Genomic DNA, 20,178 nt, shown 5'->3' on the forward strand with positions numbered 1-20,178 from the left:
CCCATGCCTGAATCGCCCGGCGCCGACGTGCGCGCCACCAGCCCTGTCAGCGGCATCCTGATCGCGGTGCTCGCGTTGCTCACCGCCGTCGCCCCGCTGGCCACCGACATGTACCTCCCGGCTTTCCCCGCGATGGCGGGCGACCTGGGCGCCGGCGCCGCCGAGATCCAGCTGACGCTGACCGCGTTCCTCGTCGGCCTCGGCCTCGGCCAGCTGCTCATCGGGCCGCTCTCCGACGCCACCGGACGGCGGCGGCCACTGCTCATCGGCTCGATCGTGTGCGTTCTCGCCGGTGTCGGGTGCGCGTTCGCCCCGAGCGTCGAGGTCCTCGGCCTCGCCCGGTTCGTGCAAGGCCTGAGCGGAGCGGCCGGAGTCGTGCTGGCCAGGGCCATCATCTCCGACACCGCCCGCGGCACCGCCGCCGCGAAGCTGCTGGGCGTCACGCTGATCATCAGCATCGTCGCCCCCGTCGTAGCGCCCCTCGCGGGCGGCGGGATCATCGCGAGCTTCGGCTGGCGCGCGGTGTTCTCGGTCCTGGCGGTGCTGTCCCTGATCATGTTCATCGGCGCGTTCGCGTTCGCCGCGGAATCGCTGCCGGAATCCGCGCGCACCCGGGGCGGCGTCAAAGCGACCCTCGACGGGGCTCGCGAGGCGCTGAGCAACCGCAACTACCTGGGCTACCTGCTCACCTTCTGCTTCGCGTTCGCGGCGCTGTTCGCCTACATCTCAGCCTCGCCGTTCGTCATGCAGGAGGTGCTGGGGCTCTCGGCAGGTACCTACGCGCTGCTGTTCGGGCTCAACGCGCTGCTCATCGTGATCACCAGCAGCATCGCCGCGGCGCTGGCCGGTCGAGTTCCCTACCGCCGCATGGTCGCCGCGGGCCTGGGGCTCGCGTCGGTGGCGACCGCGGTTCTGCTGGTGGCCGTTCTCGGCGGGGCGCCGACGGTGCCCGTGCTCGTGACGTTCGCGTTCTTCCAGGGATCGCTGGGATTCGTCTTCTCCAACGCGACCACGCTGGCGCTGGCGGAGACCGGGAAGAACGCCGGGACCGGTTCGGCGTTCCTGGGCTTCCTGCAGTTCACCCTCGCCGCGGTGATCTCGCCGCTGGTCGGGCTCGGCGGGGAGGGGACGGCACTGCCGATGGCAGTCGCCATGCTCCTCTCGATGGTGCTCGCGGTGCTCACCTTCTGCTTCATCCCGCGGAGGACATCGCAACAAGCGGCGGGACCTCAACCGGCTTCCGCGCCACCCCGTGAGGCTCCGGCCGCGACCTGAGGTTCCGCAGCCCGCCCCTCCCGCGACTCATTCCGCGGACGCGGCTCCCGCGACGACGCCGCGGTCGTGCAGGGCGCCCAGCCGGGCCTGGCTCAGGCCGAGCACTTCGGTGAGCACCTCGTCGGTGTGCTCGCCCAAGCGAGGGGCGGGTGCCGCGCCGTCGTACTCGCCGTCCCAGCGCAGCGGGGAGCGGGCGGCGACCGCCGGGCCGATGTCCGGCTGGTCGACCGAGGCCAGCACGGAGTCCGCAGTGGACGAACGGTGTTCGGCGACCACGTCGGCCATGCCGCGGTAGTGGCTCCACAGCACTCGTCCCGCGTCGAACCGCTCTCGGACCTCGGCCAGGGTCCGCGCCGCGAACCAGGGCCGCAGGATCGCGGCGATCGTCTCCCGGAGCCGGTAGCGGTCGGCCTCCAGCTTGAGGTCCGCCCCCAAAGGTTCCTCCAGCGCCGCGAACACCTCCGTCGTGCCGGTGGCCTCCTGCAGCGCCGTCCACTGGCCTTCGGTCAGCGCGACGACCATGACGCGCTGGTGATCGCCGGTCTCGAAGTCCACCCCGAAGCTCCCGTAGAGGTGGTTGCCCTGGCGTGGCCGGTCGCCGCCCCGGAATTCGGCCTCGGCGAGCCAGCCGAGGTTGGCGACTCCGGCCGCGGCCACGTCCGCGAGCGCGAGCTCGACGTAGGAGCCGCGGCCCGTCGCGGTCCGCTCGCGCAGCGCGGCCAGCACCCCGGTCGCCGCCGTCATGCCGGTGATCAGGTCCCACGCGGGAAGCACGTGGTTGACCGGTGCCGAACTCTCGTCGCCGCCGGTGATGCCGGGGATGCCCACCTCGGCGTTGACCGTGTAGTCCACGGCGGGCCTGCCGTCGGGGTGGCCCTGCACCCGCACGTGGATCAGGTCGTCCCGCCGGGCGGCCAACGTGTCGTGCGCGAGCCAGCGGCGCCCGACGCTGTTGTCCACGAACACCCCGGATTCCGGCCCTGGCGCGGTGATCAGCGCGGTCACGAGCTCCTTGCCCTCGTCCGAGCGCAGATCCACGGCGAGGGAACGTTTTCCCTTGTTCAGCGCCGTCCAGTAGAGGCTGTGGCCGCTCGGAGCCAGCGGCCAGCGCTGGTGGTCGGCGGCGCCGCCGATGGGATCGACCTTGATCACGTTCGCGCCGAGCTGGCCGAGCGTGAGGCACGCCGACGGCCCCGCGACGAAGCTCGCGCACTCGACGATCCGCACTCCGGACAGCGGGTTCATGAGATCCTCTCGAAGATCGCGGCCAGTCCCTGCCCGCCGCCGATGCACATGGTCTCCAGGCCGTAGCGGCTGTTGCGGCGCCGCATCTCGTGCAGCAGCGTCGTCAGGATCCGCACCCCGGTCGCGCCCACGGGATGACCGAGGGAGATGCCGGAGCCGTTGACGTTGAGCCGGTCGAAGTCGTCCTCGCCGAACCCCCATTCCCGGGTGCAGGCGAGCACCTGCGCCGCGAACGCCTCGTTGAGCTCGATCAAGTCCAGCTCGGCGAGCGTCAGGCCCGCGCGGGCGAGCGCCTTGGCGGTGGCGGGCACCGGCCCGATGCCCATGGTGCGCGGCGGAACTCCGGCCACGCCCCACGACACGAGCCGGGCCATCGGGGTGAGCCCGAGCTGCTCGGCCTTCTCGCGGCTCATCACCAGGCATGCGGCGGCGCCGTCGTTCTGCCCGCTCGCGTTGCCCGCGGTGACGGTGGCCTCGGCGTCCTGCTCGCGCAGCACCGGACGCAGCGCGGCCAGGGATTCCTCCGACGCGTCGGCGCGGGGATGTTCGTCGCGGTCGACCGCATCGGCGGGCCGTCCGCGCTTGCCGGGGACGGTGACCGGCACGATCTCCTCGGCGAAGCGCCCGTCCTCGACGGCCGCTACGGCCCGCTGGTGCGAGCGCAGGGCGAGCCGGTCCTGCTCTTCGCGCGGAATCGTGTGCTCCCGGCGCAGGTTCTCGGCCGTTTCGAGCATTCCGCCCGGCACCGGGTAGTGCTCGCCGCCCGCGGTCAGCCGGGCGCGGACGAGCCGGTCGTGCAGCTCGACCCCGCCGCCGCGCACGCCCCAGCGCATCCGGTCGGAGTAGAACTCGACGAGGCTCATGCTCTCCGCGCCGCCCGCGAGCACGACGTCGGCGACACCGGTCTGCACCCGCATCGCCGCGTCCAGCACCGCCTGCAGGCCGGAACCGCAGCGCCGGTCGACCTGCATGCCCGGCACCGCCACCGGAAGCCCGGCGTCGAGCGCGGCGACCCGGCCGATCGCGGGAGCCTCCCCGTTCGGATAGCACTGTCCGAACAGGACGTCGTCGACCAGCTCGGCGGGAACCCCGGTGCGGTCCAGCACGGCCCGGATCGCGGTCGAGGCGAGTTCGGCGGCCGGGATCCGGGAGAACACCCCGCCGTACCTGCCCACGGGCGTGCGGATCGGTTCGACGATCACCGCGTCGTTGGTCATCCTGCTGCCTCCGTGCGTCGTTGCCGAGCCCATTCCCGCAAGATCGCGGCGCGGAGCTTCGTGCCGTCGGTGCCCGGGGTCGTGGGCAGCTCACTGATGACGTGGATCGTGCCCGGAACCTCGAACCACGCCAACCCTTCCGCACCCACTCACGCGGTTCCCGGCCGGTCGCAGGACGTTCGGGTTCGAGCACGACGAAGCCGACCGCGCTCGTCGCGCCCTCCGCGTCGCGAACGCCCACCCGCACCTGAGCCGACTCCGGGATCGAATTCATGAGATCCCGTTCCGCGCGGAAGAACGATCAACGGAGATCGTGCAGGGTGCACCGCCGCGTGCGGCGAGGTCGGAATTCGCGCTCCACGACCTGTTCCCGATCGAGCTGACCATTCGGCGTCGCGAAACCGCCACCCGGATGAATCAGAGCGTTCGGGAGATGCGAAATTCGGGAAAATATTGGGCGAATCGTGGGGTTGATGGCGTTTTAGGATGGCATCGAAATTCCAGGACCACGTCGAGAGGGATCATGCGCAGAACAGCTTCCTTGCTCGCGGCCGGACTTCTCTTGCTGCTCACCGGAGGTGCTCCGGTCGCGGCTCAGGAAACCTCGGCCGCTGAGAACCCGGCCGTGGAAACCATCGCCGCGGACCACACGATCACGTTCGTGAATCGCTCCGGCGAGACGGTGTGGCTCGGCAGCAGCGTGAACGCCGACGAGTCGCAGCAGCTCACCGGTCTGCCGGTGATCGAGGACGGTGCCTCCGCGACCATCACCATCCCGGAATCCGGTGACCCGGAGTATTGGCGCGGCAAGTTCTTCGCCCGCCAGGACTGCTCCGGCGAGCCGGGCGACACCTTCCACTGCGAAGTGGGCGACTGCGGCCCGGAAGCCGACACCTGCACCACCGGTGAGCAGCCGACCGGCCTCGCCGAGTTCAACTTCGACCCCAACGACGCCGGGGCCCCTTGGTACAACGTCAGCTACGTCAACGGGGTGGCGCTGCCGATCACGATCGAGGCGAACGGCGCGACACCGCCGCCGGATTCCGGCCAGTGCGAAGAGGTCGGCTGCTCCGAGAAGCTGCTGCAGCACTGCCCGCCGGAGAATCTGACCGACGGCTCGGACGGGCAGCCGCAGCTGTGCACCAATCCCAGCCGGGACGAGGAGACCCCGTACAGCGATGCGGTGAAGGAACATTGCCCGCGGGCGTACGCGTGGTCCAAGCACGACCAGGAACCCGGCAACAACGTCATGCGCAACTGCCCGTCGTGCGACGGGTTCACCGTGACCTTCCACGCGGGGATCTGATGTTCACCCGGAAATCGCTGGTGCCCGCCTTGGCGGCGGTCGTGACTCTGCTGCTCCTGCCCGCGACCTCCGCGGCCGAGGACGGTGTCAAGAAAGGCGTCAGCGTGAACGACGTCGCGGGCGTCGACGAAGCGCTCGGTGACGTCGGGGCGAGCTGGTTCTACGACTGGTCCGTCGACGAACAGGGCGTCACTCCGCCCGAGGGCACCGAATTCGTCCCGATGATCTGGGGCGCCGAGTCGGTGAACCAGCAGGACTTGGACGAGGCGAAGGCCTCGGGCTCGACGCTGCTGGCGTTCAACGAACCGGACATGACCGAGCAGGCGAACCTGACCGTCGAGCAAGCCCTCGACCTGTGGCCGCAGCTGCAGGACACCGGGATGCGGCTCAGCGCGCCCGGAGTCGCGACCGGAGCCGACCTGGAAGGCGGCTGGCTCGACCGGTTCATGCGGGGCGCGGACGAACGCGGCTACCGGGTCGATTTCATCCCGCTGCACTGGTACGGCGCGGACTTCTCCCCGGAAGCGACCGAACAACTCCGCGGCTACGTCGAAGCCGTCCACGAGCGCTACCGGAAACCGGTGTGGCTCACCGAATACGCGCTCATCGACTTCTCCGGCGGAACCCCGCGCTACCCGGGCGAGCAGGAGCAAGCCGACTTCGTCCGGAGCTCCACCGCGATGCTGGAAGGCCTGCCGTTCGTGGAGCGGTACTCCTGGTTCACGCTGTCCACCGAGACCAGCCCCACCGGCCTCTACGACGGCGCGCAGCCCAACACCAGCGGCACCGCTTATCGCGACGCGGCGGCCCGGTAGCGACCATTGCCGTTCGCGCCGGGAACCCGAACGGCGCACCGGTTCGAGCATCCGTCCGGTATCGACGAACGTTCGTCCGGTGCCGGGAATGCCTCCCCGGGCTGGACGAGCGCGCCGCTACCGATCCGCGGCGGTCGCGGGTGCGGGTTCGGCGGGGGTGCTCTCCGGGGCGAGTGAGCGACCCGTGGTCTCGGGCAGCGTGGCGGCGGCTCCGAACGCGAGTACGGCGATGACCGTCAGGTAGATCGCCGGGGACAACTGGTTCCCGGTCGTCGACACCAGCCAGGTCGCGACGAAGGGCGCGGTACCGCCGAACAGCGCGTAGGCGACGTTGTAGGTCACCGCCGACGCGGTGAACCGCACGCGGGTGGGGAACATCTCCGAGAGCAGGACCGCGGTCACCACGTTCGCCGTGACGGCGCCGACGGCGACCAGGAGCTGACCGACGAGAGCCCCGCCGAACGAACCCGTGGCGGCGAGCAGGTAGCCGGGCACGGTGAGCAGCGCCAGCGCGCCCGCCGCGAGGAACATGGTGCGGCGTCGGCCGATGCGGTCGCAGAACCCGCCGATGGGCGGCGCTGCGGCGACGGCGGCGACCAGGGCGAGGACGTTCGTGGCGAGCACGACGTCGGAGTCCATGCCCACCGTGACCTTCAAGAACGTCGTCATGTAGGTGGAGAAGAGGTAGAACGACAGCGCGGTGAGCATGATGAAGCCGCCGAGCCGCAGCATCACGGAGGCCTGCGTCGCGAACGCTTCGCGCAGCGGCGAGTGCTCGCGCGCGTTCGACCCGAGCTCCTGGAAGGCGGGGCTCTCGTTGAGGCGCCTGCGGATGAAGAACCCGACCAGGCCGAGCGGAACGGCGATCAGGAACGGGATGCGCCATCCCCACTGCGCCATCGCCGCTTCCGGGATGAGCAGTTCCAGCACGAACGCGACCAGCGCGGCGGCGGCGAACGCGGCGAACGTCGCCGCGGGCAACCAGCTCGCGGTACGGGCGCGGCGGCCTCGGCCTACGTGTTCGATCAGGTAGGTGCAGGCTCCGGCGTACTCGCCGCCCGCGGAGGCACCCTGCACGCAGCGGGCCAGTGCGAGCAGCAACGGGGCTGCGTAGCCGATCGAGTCGTAGCTGGGCAGCAGGCCGATCACGCCGGTGGACACGGACATCAGGATCACGGTGAGCGCGAGCACGGCTTTGCGGCCGATGCGGTCGCCGAGCGACCCGAACACCACGCCGCCCAGCGGTCGCATGGCGAAGGCGACGGCGAAGACCGCGAAGGTCTGCAACAGGCCCGCCGTGCTGTCCCCGCTGGGGAAGAACTTGGCGGCGATCGTCGTGGCGAAGAAGCCGTAGACGGCGAAGTCGAACCACTCGACGAACGTTCCGGCCGCGGCGGCGGTCGTCACCCGCCGGATGTCGGCTTCCCGCGCTGCCGCAGGTGTGTCGTCGATCGTGCTGTCGTCTGGCATGTCCGCTCCGCTGTGTCGGTGAGGTGCCGGGGATCGGCCGTTGGTCGCGATGCGCGGGAACCTTCTCGTGTCGTGAGCGGTTCGCGCCGCGCTCCGGCCTCCCCTGCGAGTCCCGTCACTTACCGCCTGGCAGGTCTTCTGCTGTGCTGCCGACGGTCCACGCTAGTTGCCGGATGAGCAACATGAAAGCTCCATATGGCAACAAGGTTGTTAAGTCCAGAGGGGTGCTGGACTTCGTCGTGCGCTAGGAGATTTGCGTGAAACGCAGTTGTAGGCGCTTCTTCCTGCGGTGATTACCTGGGGTGGAGCTGTCGTCGCCCGGTTGGGCACTCGCAGCCGAACGCGGCGTTCGTTGCGAACACGACGCGATACTGGCCAACGTCATTGCCAGGTAGGCAACCATTGGTCAGCGGATGCACGCCCGCGAGCAGGTGCGTGCCCCGTGAGCGGTCGCAGCGTGCCCTGCCGGTTCCGGAAATGCCGGGCTGTGCGCCCGGTACCGGGTCTGCTTGGTAGACAGTGAGCATGACCGGGAGCAACGATCGATCTGTAACGGTGTTCGTGTCCGACGCGTTGCAGGCGCGGCTGGACGCTTACCGCGGTGCGAGCGGCACGACCACAGCGGTCGTGTTCGAGGCGATCGAGTCGTGGCGCGACCGGCTGCCGGAAGTGCTGGGGGACGCTCGTGCGCGGATCAACGCCCCGCGGCTTCGGGACGAGGTGCACTACCTCGGATCGGGACCGGTGCAGATCCGCGTGCACCCGGACGCCGTCCTGGCGGAGTTGCTGGAGCGGCTGTCCGATGAGCTGGGCGTGCCGATCACGACTTGGCTGCCGCCGCTGCTCAACGCACACCTGCCCGGACGCAGGGAGCCGGACGACATGCCCTGGATCGTCCGGGCTCCGGATTGAGTAGGGGTCGCCCGGCGACGAACACGTGCGGCCCGCACAGCGAGTGAGCGACAGGGCCGGTGAGCTGTCATCGCTCACCGGCCCTGAAGGTGCTCAGCGGGCTCCGGCCGGCGTCAAGGGGTCGTAGTCAGGGCGTGGTGGTCTCGCTGAACTTCGGGAGCTTCTCGAGGTAGTCGAGCACGTTGGTCAGCGGTTCGACGTCGCCGAACTTGGCGTCGATGTCGAACAGGTTCCACGCCACGACGCCATCGACGCGGTCGCCGACGGCCTCCCGCACGACGATCGGCCGGAAACCTTCGGCGATGGCGTCCTCCACGGTGTGCCGGACGCAACCGGCGGCCGTCACGCCGGTGACGATGACGGTGTCGATGCGGTTGACGGTGAGGTACTGCTGCAAATTCGTGCCGGGGAAGGCGCTGGCCCGCTTCTTCGTGATGACGAGGTCGTCGGGCTCCGGGGCGATGCGGTCGTCGATCCGCACGGCCTCGCTGCCCGCTTCGAGCAGCTCGACCGGGATCTTGTTGACCCATAGCCCCATGTCGGAGGGCTTGTTCGGGTCAGTGGTGTTGTAGGCGGTGGTGGTGTAGATGACCGGCACGCCCTTGGCTCGCGCGGCCTCGTTGAGCTGCTGGCACGCGGGGATGATGGTGTCCATGTGCTCGCAGGTGAACGCGTGTCCGGGCCGGGTCCAGGCGTTCGCCATGTCGATGTGCACGATCGCCGGTCGCCTGCCGTAGCCGACCCGGCGCTGGAAGCCGCGCTCCTGGTACTCGGCGGAGTCACCGGCGAAGGTGCGCTCCAGCAGCTCCCGCAGTTCCTGCGACATGAAGACCAACTCCTCTGCGATGGCTGTCGCGCCGACGGCGGCAGCCCCAAGTAATCACTGTTGCCCGGTGGGCAATCTAGTTGCTGAATTAGAGACTGGCAACGGGGTGTCGCTGCGAATCAGGCCGATTCGACCTGAGGAATCCTTTGCAGCACACGGAAACTCGTTCCCGTCATGTGTCCAGGTTCCCCTTAGTGTTGACCAGGAGGACATGGTGTTGGCAAGGTGCGTTGAGCGTGACAGCAGAAGTGACCGCGGTCACGAATGCCGGGGTGATCAGTTCCCGGTGACCGCGCCCGAGCACTCCCGTGTCCCCGCCTGTGAGGAGCGATGCAGATGAAACGTGTCGGAGTCGATGTCGGCGGTACTTTCACCGACCTGTACTTCTCGGACGATGCCTCCGGCCGGGTGGTCATCGAGAAGGTTCCGTCCACTCCGGACGATCCGTCGCGCGGCGTGCTGCACGGATTGCGGCTGCTGTGCGAGAAAGCCGGGACCGACCTGCGCGAGATCGACCAGCTGGTGCACGGCACGACGGTCGCCACGAACATCGCGCTGACCCACACCGGCGCCGAGGTCGGCCTCATCACCACCGAGGGCTTCCGCGACATCCTGCACATCGCGCGGCACAAGAAGCCGCACAACTTCTCGCTCCAGCAGGACCTTCCGTGGCAGTCGGCGCCACTGGTGAAGCGCCGCCACCGAATGACCGTGCGCGAACGCGTCAGCGCCCCGGACGGAGAAGTGCTGGTACAGCTGGACGACGCGGAGGTCCGGCAGAAGGTGCGCGAGCTGCGCGACGCGGGGGTCGAAGCGATCGCGGTGTGCCTGCTGCACTCCTACCTCAACTCCGCCCACGAGCAGCGGATCAAGCAGATCATCGCCGAGGAGTACCCGGAGGCGTACCTGTCGGTCTCCAGCGACGTGGTTCCGCTGTACCGGGAGTACGAACGCTTCTCCACCACGGCGCTCAACGCCTACGTCGGCCCGAAGGTGTCGCGCTACCTCGCAGAGCTCGCCGCGGCGGTCAAGGAACTCGGCTACACCCGCGAGATCCTGCTGATGCAGTCCTCCGGCGGAATGCTGCCGATCGGGCCGGCGGGGGAGCAGCCGGTGAACCTGCTGATGTCCGGGCCGGTCGCCGGTCTGCTCGGCGGGATCTGGGCCGCCGAGCTCGCCGGCTTCGACAACGTGGTCACGCTGGACATCGGCGGCACCTCCGCGGACATCGGCGTCGCCCCGGGCGGGCAGCTGCGGATGCGGCATCTGCTGGACACCAAGGTCGGCGACTACCAGGCCATGATCCCGATGGTGGACATCGACACCATCGGCGCGGGCGGGGGATCGGTCGCCTACGTCGACGAAGGCGGCGTGTTCCGCGTCGGGCCGCAATCGGCCGGCGCCACTCCCGGCCCGGCCTGCTACGGGCGCGGCGGCACCTTGCCGACCTCGACCGATGCGCAGGTCGCGCTCGGCAGGCTGCGCAGCAGGCGCGGGCTCGCGGGTGGCGGTACCGAGCTGGACGTCGAGGCGGCGCGGACCGCGATGGCCACGGTCGCCGACCCGCTCGGCATGAGCACCGAGGAAGCCGCGCTGGGCGCGTTGCAAATCCAGCGCTTCGGCATGACGCAGGCCATCGAGCTGAACTCGGTGCGCCGCGGCTACGACCCGCAGGAATTCACGCTGGTGGCCGAGGGCGGCGCGGGACCGCTGTTCTCCTGCGAGATCGCCGCGGAACTGGGCATTCCCCGAGTGCTCGTTCCGCCGCACCCGGGCACCATCGCGGCCAACGGGCTGCTGGCCACCGATCAGCGCTACGAGTTCGCCGCCACCGAACGGCACGTGCTCGGCAAGGTCGACAAGGCGCGGCTCGCCCAGCGGTATCAGGAGCTCACCGCCGACGCCCACGCCCGCCTGGATGCCGACGGGATTCCGCGAGGGGACCGCGAACTGCACAGCCTGGCCGACTGCCGTTACGACGGTCAGGGCTACGAGGTGCGCTTCGAGATCCCGCCGGGGGAGATCACCGACGAGTGGCTCGAAGAGCTCCGCGAGGCGTTCCACCAGGCGCACGAAGTCGAGTTCGGGCACCGCTTCGCCACCGGCGGAGTGGAGATCGTCAACATCCGGGTCGTCGGAGTCGGTGCCGTGCAACGGCTTCCCGCCTCGCAGGCCGACGAGGTGAGCGGCGGGCTTGCGGCCGCACTGCTCGACACCCAGGACGTCGTGTTCGATGTGGACGGACAGCCGACGTCCTGCCGCACGCCCTTCTACGACCGGGACCGGCTCGGTGCGGGAGAGCGCATCGAGGGACCTGCGATCATCGAGCAGTACGACACCACGACCGTCGTGCCGGTCGGATTCACCGCGAACGTCGACCGGTACGGGAACCTCGTCATCGAATGCCCGGCACGGGAGGAGCAGGCCGAGGACAACGCGCTGGCGACCCCCATCCGGATGCGGGTCATCGGCGGCGGTTTCTCCGCCATCGCCAAGGAAATGGCCTCGGTGTTGTTCCGCATGGCCTACTCGTCGATCATCCGCGAGTCCGAGGACTTGGGCGCGGGCATCTTCGACGCGAAGGGCAACGTGCTGGCCGAGTCCGATTCCACGCCGATGTTCATGGGGGCCATGCCCAAGATCGTGCGCGGAGTGCTGGAGCTGCTCGGCGACGACGTCCACGAAGGCGACGTGATCCTGCACAACGACCCGTACCTGGGCGCGACGCACTCGCCCGATGTCGCGATCGTGACGCCGATCTTCCACGCGGGTGAGCTCGTCGGTTTCGCCGGCGCGTCAGGCCAGTTGCTCGACATCGGGGGCGCCTATCCGGGTCTGGCGGTCGACCTGGTGGACAACAAGGCGGAGGGGCAGATCTTCCGCGCCGTCAAGATCGTGGAGCGCGGTGAGCGGCAGACGAAGCTGCTGGAGCACATCCTCGCCAACACCCGCACGCCCACGCACAACGCGGGTGATCTGGAGGCCATGATGGCCGCCTGCTCCCTCGCGGAGCGCCGCTTCCTCGACCTGGTGTCGCGCTACGGCCGGGACGCGGTGCTGGACGCGGGACGATCGTGGATCGACTACTCGGAGTCGATGCTGCGCGCGCGGATCGCCGAAGTACCGGACGGCGTCTACGAGACCGACGTCGGCTACTTGGACGACGACGGCCGCAACTACGGCGAGAAGCTCCCGGTCAAGGTGAAGGTGATCATCGAGGGCGACGAGATCACCTACGACCTGACGGGGTCGAGTCCGCAGGTGCCGACCGCCTACAACTGTCCGTTCGAGGGCACCACCGTGTCCGCGTTCGCGTTCATCACCCGGATGATCTTCCTGGATGAGGCCGTGCACCCGGTCTTCGTTCCGCAGAACGAAGGGATGTTGCGGCCGGTCCACGTGATCGCTCCGGAAGGGACGATTTTCAACCCGACCTTCCCCACGGCCTGCTTCGCCCGCTTCTGCCAGGTGCAGCGAGCGGTGGACTTGGCGCTGCGCGCGCTGGCGCCGGTGCTGCCGGAGCACGTCACCGCGGGAAACTCGGCGCACCTGCACTTCCTGTCCTACTCGGGCTGGAGCGAGCAGGACCGCGAGTACTGGGTGTACCTGGAGGTCAACGAGGGCTCCTACGGCGGCCGCCCCGACGGCGACGGCCTGGACTCCGTCGACTGCCTGATCGCGAACACCCGCAACAACCCCATCGAGGAATTGGAATACCGGTTCCCGATGCGCACCGACCGGTACGAGCTGCGCGACGAACCGTGCGCGGCCGGTGAGCATCGCGGCGGCATCGGCGTGGTCCGCGTGAACACGTTCCTCACCGACACCGTGGTGACCTGCGAGGGCGAACGGCACGAGTCGGATCCGCCGTGGGGCGTGTTCGGCGGCCACGACGGCTGCAACGCGTCGCTGGTGAAGAACGTCGGCGAGCCGGACGAGGACCACTGGCCGTCGAAGGTGACCGCCCGGCCGTTGCGGGCGGGCGATTCGCTGGAGATCAAGGTCCCGAACTCCGGCGGCTACGGCGATCCGATCCTCCGGGATCCGGAGAAGGTCCTGTCCGACGTGCTCGACGGTTTCACGACGGTCGAGCTCGCCGAACGGGACTACGGGGTCGTGCTCGACGGCAGTTCGGTCGACCTCGACCGGACCGGAGAACTGCGCGCCGCGAGGTCCGGCGGCCGGTGACCGGACGGCTGGTGGTGCCGACCGCTCCCCGGCGCCGCCAGCCGACGGCCTGACGTGGAGTCATTCCAGTAGGATCAGCGCGCTTCACAAGTGACGTACCGACAGCCGCAGGAGGCCGACGTCGTGACGCCCGCGCAGAACGGGGAGAACGGGATGGCACCTCCCGCGGAGACGGTGAACGCGGACGCACCTGAGGGTTCCGGGCGCGGCCCGCTGCATTCGCTGCTCAACGGAATCCGCGTGCTGGAGGCGTTCTCCGTCGCCGAGCCGCTGCTGGGAGTCAACGAGATCGCCAGGCGCGTGAACCTGCACAAGAGCACCGTTTCCCGCGTCCTCGGCACCCTCGAGCAGGTCGACCTCGTGGAGCGCGACGAGCACAGCGGCCGCTTCGGCCTGGGCCTCGGCGTGATCGGGCTCGCCGGTCCGCTGCTGGCGCACCTGGACGTGCGCCGCATCACCTACCCCGCGCTGGAGCAGCTCGTCCAGTGGACCGAGGAAACGGCCGCGCTCGTCGTCTGGAGCGGCCACGAGTCGATCGTCGTGGAGCAGATCCCGAGCCCCAAGCAGGTCAAGCACACCACTCCGCTGGGCACCCGGTTCAACAAGGCGATGAGCGCGTCCGTCCAGGTTTTCCTAGCCCAGCAACCGGAATCGGAGCTGCGCAGGCTGCTGCGCCACGGCCTGATCGCCGACTGCGGCAGCGGGGACGAGGACGTGGCGCGACTGCTGGAGCAGCTCGACGTGGTGCACCGGCAGGGATTCGCGCTCAACGACGGCGACACGGATCCGGAAGAGCTGTCCGTGGCGGCACCGATCCTGGACCACCGCCGGGACGTGGTCGCGGCCGTGCTGCTGTCGGTACCGCGTTCCCGCGCCACGCCTTTCCTCGTGCAGGATTACGAACGCCGGGTGCGCGAGGCCGCGAACCTCGTGTCGGCGCGGATGGGCGCCGCTCCCGACGCCGCGCGGTAGCCGCTGAACGGCCGCCTTGGACCTCGGCGCCGTCGTGACGAACCAGCTGGCTCGCCGCTGGTCGCGCCCAGAACGCCCGGTGCCGACGGTCGCGGGGCGTCGGCTCAGGCCGCCGACTCGATGCGGCTGACGACGTCGCGCACCGCGGCGAGGGCTTCACCCGGGTGATCGAGGTGCACGGGATGCGCCGCCCCAGCCAGCACACCAGCGGTGCCCGCGCGACGGACAGCCGCGTGATTCCGCGACGACTCGGACGAGCGTCAGAATGTCGCGGTCCCCGGCCCCGCCTGAGCACGGTCTGGCAACCCGACCGCAGTTGTACGCGCCGCTCTGCCGGCTGCCGAGGTACCACGGCCTGCCTCGGACCCGTGGCAAGCGCATTCCGAGCGGAAGACGCAACCGGGCGCGCGCCGAGGCGTCTACCGGATGATCAACGCTTTCGGCGCCGGCGGTAGACGGCGCTCGGCGAATCGAGGCCGGCCACCAAGCTACTCACCGCAGGAGTAGACCCCCGACAGTTTCCGGACGACTCGAGCACGGTGGAGCTGGGTGACAACGCTTAAGGTCTACACGGCATGGGTGGTCGCGTCTGATCGCAAACTAGCGGAAATTTTGGGGAGCCGCGTGCCGAAGTGCAAAACAGATTAACCAAACCAATAAATTCAAGGTTCCGGCAACAGTGACCCTGGCGGCGTGGTTGGCGGATATCGACGGGGCAGCCAAGGCTCTGACACAACCGGTGCGGTTCGTTGAGCTGGGATGACTGGAATTCGTACCCGGGAGCGCTTGATCGCGGCCCTTGGTGTGTGTGGGAGGGAGGGACTTGGGAGGAGTTTGTCCAGTACCGGCCCTGCGGGGCTACTACTGAAGGTAGATGCCCCGCAGGGACTGTAGTCGCGTCGACCGTGTGCGCGCATGTTGCAAAGCCGTCCATTGCTTCAGCTCGATTGCGGCGAAACTGAAACGTCCGTCTGGGTGGTAGCCAGCGAGTACGACATCGATAGGGCTCATGGTCGGGGTGGCACTGTACTCAATGAACATCCAAACCTTGCCGAGGTTCAGATTGCGCAGAAGTGAGGCAAGCCAAAAAGTGCTCTCGTGCCACGAACTCACTTCCTGGGAACTGGGTTCGGAACGTTTGGGGTGAGCGTCCTTGAACGCTTTTTCAATTTCCGGAATTAGTCTCGCATGGTTCCATGCGAACTCCTGCGCAGACCAGTATGCTTCGAGCGGGGCCCCGTTGCTCTTCGTAGCCATACCCAATGGATATCACAGCCCTAGTCGGTGTGTACTGCAATTTCGCAGCTGCGCTGCGTATGTCGCGGGAAACCCGTGAGTGCGGATTGGCCAGTCTGGTCGGCCGGGAAGAGTCGCCGCGGATTGAAAACCGCAGTTCAGTAGTGGCTGATTCCGTCACTCCCGCCCTCGATGAGGCGGTCAGGCGTGGATAGCCGGTGAAGCAAGTCCGGTGGCCCGGAAATCGCCGTATATGTAGGGCCAGCTCGGGTGGAGGCTTTCGTCGAACTATCGGGCGTGCCACTGGATGAAAATGGGCGTCGACGAACGAGGGCGTCGTCCTAGGTCCGTTGGTGCTGTTTGATCACTTCGGGCGGTGGCCCACATGTGCGACCGCGCTCTGAACGTGGGCAACAAGCCCCTCGGCCTGGGGGCACGAGACACGAGGTGCGAACCACAACGCTCTTAGTTGACCTGCATCCTAGGCCGTCCAGTAAGCCGGACCATGATGCAGATCATCCGCTCAAGCGTGGTGCCCCCGGCGAGGCTCGTACAGCATCGTCACGTGAAGAAGAGGCTTGTTGCCCAGGGGTTTTGGTGGTGAACGGCACGACCTCACCTGTCTTCTCGGCGGTGTTGGCGATGTCATCGAGGGTGTCGCTTGGCAGCGTGATCGAGATGGTCACTTCGTCGCTGTCGCCGTGCAGACGCACGGTGAGTTGCGTGATCTCGAAGAGTTGCCTCAGGTGTTCTTCGGGTGCTCGGGCGAGGTTGACACGCAGGTAGGGGAGCGCATCGAGCAGAGCGAGGTCGTCGAGGCTCGGCTTGGCTGGCTCTGATGCCTCGGTTGCGTCCAGTTCGGACATTGCGTTGAGGATGGAGTTCCGGTTGGCTTCGAGCTCGTTGTAGGAGTTGCGGAGGCCTTTGGCGAACGGGTCGTCCGGATCGCCGTCTTGTGCTTGCTGCAAGATTGACTTCTGGCGACGGACGACGTCGGCGAGGCGGCTCTCGAGGCGTTCCCGCTCGTCCTTCCGCTCTCGTTCGGCGTGATCATCGACGTCCTCCAGGTCTGCTGCCATGAGTTCGCGCCGTTGGTCACCGAAGACGCGGTCGGAGAAGAACTGAGTGATCGCCTCTATGAGGGCGTCTTCTCGGAGGTAGAGGGCCTTGGGGTGGCCTTCGTACTTGTCCGGACGGCCTCGGTTGTTGTTCCGGGGCCAGCACACGTAGTAAGGGCGGTTGTGCCGCGGTGTGCCGACCATTCGGCGACCGCATCCGCAGAAGAGCATGCCGCGCAAGACGTAGGTCCGCCGGGTCTCGGGATGGACGTTGAACGTGTTGCCGTGGCGGGAGCCTTGTCGTGCTGACCGGTTGGCGTTGAGCTCATCGAACATCCACTTCGGGATAAGTGGCTCGTGGGTGGGTTCGTGTGACCACACCCATTTGATGGGGTCGTTGACCTTGCCGTGTTTGGAGCGCGAGGCGCGTCTGTTGAACACCTGGTAGCCCGTGTACTTCGGGTTGCGCAGGATGTCGTAGACGCTGGTTTTGCCCCATGCCTTGCGTGCCCGGCCGATGTTGGTCGGCTGGGGTGGCGGGTACCGGTCCGGGGCGGTGTTGAGGCGCTCGGCGATCGTGTCGAAGCCCAGGCCTTCGTGGTAGCGCCACTTGGCGATCTGTGCGACGGTCTCCGCCTTCGCGCCGTCCGGCTCCAGCCGGCTCTTGTTCTGCCCCTTGTCCGCCTTGGTCGGGTTGGGGTGCGGGATGATCTTGGCCTGGTATCCGTACGGAGGTTTGCCGATGTTGTAACCCTCGCGTATGTGGGCGCACATCCCGCCCCAGGACTGTTCGAGGGTGTTGAGGACTTCGTACTCGGCGATCGACTGGTTGATGCGGCGTTGCAGGACCCGCTGTGCACGACTGCCGGACAGCGTGATGGGTTCGTTCGAAGCGAACAGCGGAACCTCAGCTCGTTCCAGCTCGCGTTCGACGGATAGTCCTTCGAAGGCGCGTCGGGCCACACGGGAGATGCTTTCGCAGATCACCACATCGAAGCGGCGTCCAGGGTGTTGGGCCTCGGACAGCAGATCGGAAATCCCGCCGTCGCGGGCGACGGGGATGTCGAAGCGCTCGTAGTTCTCCCCCCGGCCGCGCTGGTCCAGTTCCATGCGGCCCGACTCCACGTCGTAGAAGTGAGCCACGATCACCCACGAATCCGGCAGCGCGGTCTTGCTGTTACTAACTTGCCGCAGCAAGGACTGCCGCGGGTCTTGCTGATCTTCGGTCGAGGTCCGTCCCAGGAACGCGACTCGAACCTCATCGCGCATCAGCGCGGCAGTCGACGTTCCCAACGGCGAGACTGCGTAGTCCGACAACCCTGATGGCCCCGAGACGGGGATCTTGCGGCCCGCGCGTCGTTCCACCCCCGGCGCGGGCGGGTTGATTACCAGTTCGTCGTCATCTCCGGTCACGTTGTATCTCCCATGGCTTCAGGGTTTTCTTCACGGCAGCTATGCAGTTGGCGTTCACGCAGCGGCGGGTCCCTCGCGGCGTTGGCGCGCTTGCGTCTGTTGGTCGGACGCGACCCAGTGGAGAAGCTTGTCCAGCACTGCGGCGAGTTCGGCGCGTCTCCGTTCCCCTTCACCGATGTACGTCACTTCCCCGGTGTAGCAACGTGTACGACCGCGTGTCCGCTGGTGGTAGCTCCAGAGGGCTTGTGTGGCGTCACTGAGTGGTCTTGCCAGGTCCTCGGAGTGGGCATCCTCTTGAAGGTCGATGCTCGGTTCGGCACGGAAAGGCCGGGCAAGGTGGTCGGAACCGTAACGCCGGCGGTCTGGGTGGGGCGAGGATTTTGGGGTACGACCATCAGGTGGTCCCCAGCCGGTGCGCCGGGGGAGTGTGCGGCCCGTGTAATCATCGGGTTGCAAGAGGAAGCCCTTCGGTGACTGTTTGTGCAAAGAGCTGGCCAGCGATCTGAAGGGATCTGGTCATGCCAAAGCGGGCAGGTCGGAGTCAGGCGGCTGGTCCTCGTGAAGTCGACGCAATGCGATGTCGTGGTAGTCCGCGCGGAGATCAATACCTTGGTAGCGGCGTCCGAGTCGATGGGCAGCCAGTCCGGTTGTGCCAGCGCCGGAGAATGGGTCGAGGACAAGCCCATTGGAGGGGCATCCGGAGGCGATGCAGCGGTACGGGAGATCGACTGGGAATGGGGCGCAGTGTGCCTCGGCTAGGGGGCGGGTGGACATGGACCACACGTCGCCGGGATTCTTTCCCTTGCTGTCTGGGCTCCACGGCGTCTTAACGGTGTGGAGCTTCTTCCCGCCGTAGTGGTTCTTTCGATAGTGCGGGCGAGACTGGGAGAGGGGATCGAGGACGCGGCTGGAGTCCAGATGGCACTGCGGTTGTTTAGTCAAGAGGAATAGCATCTCGTATCGGTTAGAGAATCGGTCCCGCGCGGGATCGGGGGCAGCGTTGGGTTTGTGCCATACGATGGCGTTGCGGATGATCCAGCCATCGTTTTGAAGTTCTAGTGCGACACGCCACGGGATCCCCATGAGGCTTTTGTGCTGTAGGTTTAGCGCTGTTTTGTCGTCGGAGGCGGGGATTGCGCGTCCGGTTCCATTTCTGTGATAGCTGTAGCTGTCCCGTAGATTTATCCAACAGGTGCCTTGAGGAGTGAGTAGACGCTTGATCTCGTGGCAAACATGTCGTATGCGAGTGATGTAAGCATCGAGGGTAGGTTCTAGTCCGTACTGCTGATCGTGTGCGATCGCCTGGCATTTCCTGCAACGTCGCAGGATTTCTTTTTCGGAATGACGCATATATGCGGTGCGACGTTGGTGGGGTGTGGTTCCCAATGTGTGGTGGCAGTCCAGGTTTCCGCCAATCCATTTCGCGGTTCCGTAGTCGCGCAGTCCCCAGTGGGGCGGTGAGGTGACGACGCAGTCCACTGATGCCTTGGGGAGGGATCCCATGACGTCCAGTGCATCGCCGAGATGCAACTTGGTGGCGCCATAGTGATAGTAGATGTTGTTCATGCAGCACCTCGCCCAGAGAATTCTTCGCAGGAGGTGTCCTTGCGCAGTAGAAACACCAGCACGTCAAGATGTGCTGAAACTGCGACGGGAGGGCCGTGCAGATCGGTGCTTTCCGGGAGGTATTGCACGCGGCTGGTGATTCTCGGGCGTACCCGGTTTCCTCGTATGGGTGCGGTCAGGGCGATGCAGTGGCTGGCGGGGACGTGTCCGATCGCGTCCCGTCCGGTACGAATCGCTTCGGCAAGGACCAGGCCCGGCCCGGGGTTCGGGTCGCAGACGGTGTCGCCGGGGGTGGTGTAGGTGGTGATGATCTGTCGGGCTACGGCCGGGGTCAGGGCGGGGTCGGCGCGGGTGGCCCCGAGATACCGGTCCGCGATCTGCCGGTCAGGAGCGGCGGTGCCGGTGTCCCAGGCACTGCCGGGGCGCAAGACGGTTCTAGGCATGGCGGACCTCCGGCAGCGGGGACCGGCGGCGGAACACCGAGGCGGTGGTGTGGATACGGCGGTGGCCGCCGAAGGCCATCGCCCGGCGGTTTTGCATCCCGTCCCGGGATGTGTCAGGGAGTTGATGAACGAGCCGGTCGGCCAAGAGCAATCCGGCGAACGCCGCAGCACGGGACGGCTGCTTCGTGTGGAGGCTCCGCAAGCTGTTCTGAGTACTACTGTGTGTGAGTACGACG

At 67.5% G+C, this 20,178-nt stretch carries 14 protein-coding genes; 6 read left to right on the forward strand and 8 right to left on the reverse strand.

Annotated features, from left to right (window positions below):
- Positions 1–3 precede the first annotated feature (3 nt).
- Positions 4–1,275, forward strand: coding sequence for a multidrug effflux MFS transporter (locus tag H2Q94_RS08345; RefSeq protein WP_243793780.1), 1,272 nt, complete (start codon positions 4–6; stop codon positions 1,273–1,275).
- Between the two features lie 27 nt (positions 1,276–1,302).
- Here H2Q94_RS08345 and H2Q94_RS08350 read toward each other — a convergent pair whose 3' ends face one another.
- From H2Q94_RS08350 to H2Q94_RS08360, 3 genes are read right to left on the reverse strand one after another with little or no spacing between them, the layout of a single operon-like run.
- Positions 1,303–2,520: a CoA transferase gene (locus H2Q94_RS08350; protein ID WP_243793781.1), complete on the reverse strand. Its 1,218-nt coding sequence runs from the start codon at positions 2,518–2,520 to the stop codon at positions 1,303–1,305.
- Positions 2,517–3,737 carry an acetyl-CoA C-acetyltransferase gene (locus H2Q94_RS08355; protein WP_243793782.1) on the reverse strand — a complete coding sequence of 407 codons (1,221 nt, stop codon included), beginning with the start codon at positions 3,735–3,737 and terminating at the stop codon, positions 2,517–2,519. Before H2Q94_RS08355 ends, H2Q94_RS08350 begins: the two co-directional genes overlap by 4 nt.
- Positions 3,734–3,886: a hypothetical protein gene (locus tag H2Q94_RS08360; RefSeq protein WP_243793783.1), complete on the reverse strand. Its 153-nt coding sequence runs from the start codon at positions 3,884–3,886 to the stop codon at positions 3,734–3,736. Before H2Q94_RS08360 ends, H2Q94_RS08355 begins: the two co-directional genes overlap by 4 nt.
- A 374-nt stretch (positions 3,887–4,260) precedes the next feature.
- Between H2Q94_RS08360 and H2Q94_RS08365 the strand changes: the two genes are divergently transcribed.
- Both H2Q94_RS08365 and H2Q94_RS08370 read left to right on the forward strand, forming a co-directional pair.
- Positions 4,261–5,043, forward strand: coding sequence for a thaumatin family protein (locus H2Q94_RS08365; RefSeq protein WP_243793784.1), 783 nt, complete (start codon positions 4,261–4,263; stop codon positions 5,041–5,043).
- On the forward strand, positions 5,043–5,858 hold the full coding sequence (locus H2Q94_RS08370) for a glycoside hydrolase family protein (protein ID WP_243793785.1): 816 nt from the start codon (positions 5,043–5,045) through the stop codon (positions 5,856–5,858). The genes H2Q94_RS08365 and H2Q94_RS08370 overlap by 1 nt, the downstream gene beginning before the upstream one ends.
- A gap of 117 nt (positions 5,859–5,975) precedes the next feature.
- Here the strand turns inward: H2Q94_RS08370 and H2Q94_RS08375 are convergent, their stop codons facing one another.
- Complete coding sequence (locus H2Q94_RS08375) at positions 5,976–7,328, reverse strand: MFS transporter (protein WP_243793786.1); 1,353 nt, start codon at positions 7,326–7,328, stop codon at positions 5,976–5,978.
- A gap of 525 nt (positions 7,329–7,853) precedes the next feature.
- On the opposite strand from H2Q94_RS08375, the gene H2Q94_RS08380 reads away from it, so the two are divergent.
- Positions 7,854–8,240 carry a hypothetical protein gene (locus H2Q94_RS08380; RefSeq protein WP_243793787.1) on the forward strand — a complete coding sequence of 129 codons (387 nt, stop codon included), beginning with the start codon at positions 7,854–7,856 and terminating at the stop codon, positions 8,238–8,240.
- 127 nt (positions 8,241–8,367) lie between these two features.
- Here H2Q94_RS08380 and H2Q94_RS08385 read toward each other — a convergent pair whose 3' ends face one another.
- Positions 8,368–9,066, reverse strand: coding sequence for an isochorismatase family protein (locus H2Q94_RS08385; RefSeq protein ID WP_243793788.1), 699 nt, complete (start codon positions 9,064–9,066; stop codon positions 8,368–8,370).
- A 336-nt stretch (positions 9,067–9,402) separates the two neighbouring features.
- Here H2Q94_RS08385 and H2Q94_RS08390 point away from each other — a divergent pair, with 336 nt between their 5' ends.
- Both H2Q94_RS08390 and H2Q94_RS08395 read left to right on the forward strand, forming a co-directional pair.
- Entirely contained in the window at positions 9,403–13,254 is a 3,852-nt protein-coding gene (locus H2Q94_RS08390; protein ID WP_243793789.1) for a hydantoinase B/oxoprolinase family protein, read from the forward strand.
- A 90-nt stretch (positions 13,255–13,344) separates the two neighbouring features.
- The gene (locus H2Q94_RS08395) at positions 13,345–14,226 is read left to right on the forward strand and encodes an IclR family transcriptional regulator (protein ID WP_243793790.1); all 882 of its coding nucleotides are present in this window, start codon (positions 13,345–13,347) and stop codon (positions 14,224–14,226) included.
- A gap of 1,751 nt (positions 14,227–15,977) precedes the next feature.
- Here H2Q94_RS08395 and H2Q94_RS08400 read toward each other — a convergent pair.
- From H2Q94_RS08400 to H2Q94_RS08410, 3 genes are all read right to left on the reverse strand, one after another.
- Positions 15,978–17,933 (reverse strand): recombinase family protein, encoded by a 1,956-nt coding sequence (locus tag H2Q94_RS08400; RefSeq protein WP_243793791.1) that lies wholly within the window; start codon positions 17,931–17,933, stop codon positions 15,978–15,980.
- A 516-nt stretch (positions 17,934–18,449) separates the two neighbouring features.
- Positions 18,450–19,499 carry a DNA-methyltransferase gene (locus H2Q94_RS08405; protein WP_243793792.1) on the reverse strand — a complete coding sequence of 350 codons (1,050 nt, stop codon included), beginning with the start codon at positions 19,497–19,499 and terminating at the stop codon, positions 18,450–18,452.
- Positions 19,496–19,942 carry a site-specific DNA-methyltransferase gene (locus H2Q94_RS08410; RefSeq protein WP_243793793.1) on the reverse strand — a complete coding sequence of 149 codons (447 nt, stop codon included), beginning with the start codon at positions 19,940–19,942 and terminating at the stop codon, positions 19,496–19,498. The genes H2Q94_RS08405 and H2Q94_RS08410 overlap by 4 nt, the downstream gene beginning before the upstream one ends.
- Positions 19,943–20,178: the final 236 nt, after the last annotated feature.

It is taken from the genome of Saccharopolyspora gloriosae (assembly GCF_022828475.1).
GTDB classification, from domain to species: Bacteria; Actinomycetota; Actinomycetes; order Mycobacteriales; family Pseudonocardiaceae; genus Saccharopolyspora_C; species Saccharopolyspora_C gloriosae_A.

What these genes read in the sequence shown, in the direction of transcription:
- H2Q94_RS08375 (WP_243793786.1), bottom strand. Translation starts at nt 7,328, where the DNA reads ATGCCAGACGACAGCACGATCGACGACACACCTGCGGCAGCGCGGGAA.
- H2Q94_RS08410 (WP_243793793.1), bottom strand. Translation starts at nt 19,942, where the DNA reads ATGCCTAGAACCGTCTTGCGCCCCGGCAGTGCCTGGGACACCGGCACC.
- H2Q94_RS08345 (WP_243793780.1), top strand. Translation starts at nt 4, where the DNA reads ATGCCTGAATCGCCCGGCGCCGACGTGCGCGCCACCAGCCCTGTCAGC.
- H2Q94_RS08390 (WP_243793789.1), top strand. Translation starts at nt 9,403, where the DNA reads ATGAAACGTGTCGGAGTCGATGTCGGCGGTACTTTCACCGACCTGTAC.
- H2Q94_RS08405 (WP_243793792.1), bottom strand. Translation starts at nt 19,499, where the DNA reads ATGAACAACATCTACTATCACTATGGCGCCACCAAGTTGCATCTCGGC.
- H2Q94_RS08370 (WP_243793785.1), top strand. Translation starts at nt 5,043, where the DNA reads ATGTTCACCCGGAAATCGCTGGTGCCCGCCTTGGCGGCGGTCGTGACT.
- H2Q94_RS08385 (WP_243793788.1), bottom strand. Translation starts at nt 9,066, where the DNA reads ATGTCGCAGGAACTGCGGGAGCTGCTGGAGCGCACCTTCGCCGGTGAC.
- H2Q94_RS08380 (WP_243793787.1), top strand. Translation starts at nt 7,854, where the DNA reads ATGACCGGGAGCAACGATCGATCTGTAACGGTGTTCGTGTCCGACGCG.
- H2Q94_RS08350 (WP_243793781.1), bottom strand. Translation starts at nt 2,520, where the DNA reads ATGAACCCGCTGTCCGGAGTGCGGATCGTCGAGTGCGCGAGCTTCGTC.
- H2Q94_RS08365 (WP_243793784.1), top strand. Translation starts at nt 4,261, where the DNA reads ATGCGCAGAACAGCTTCCTTGCTCGCGGCCGGACTTCTCTTGCTGCTC.
- H2Q94_RS08355 (WP_243793782.1), bottom strand. Translation starts at nt 3,737, where the DNA reads ATGACCAACGACGCGGTGATCGTCGAACCGATCCGCACGCCCGTGGGC.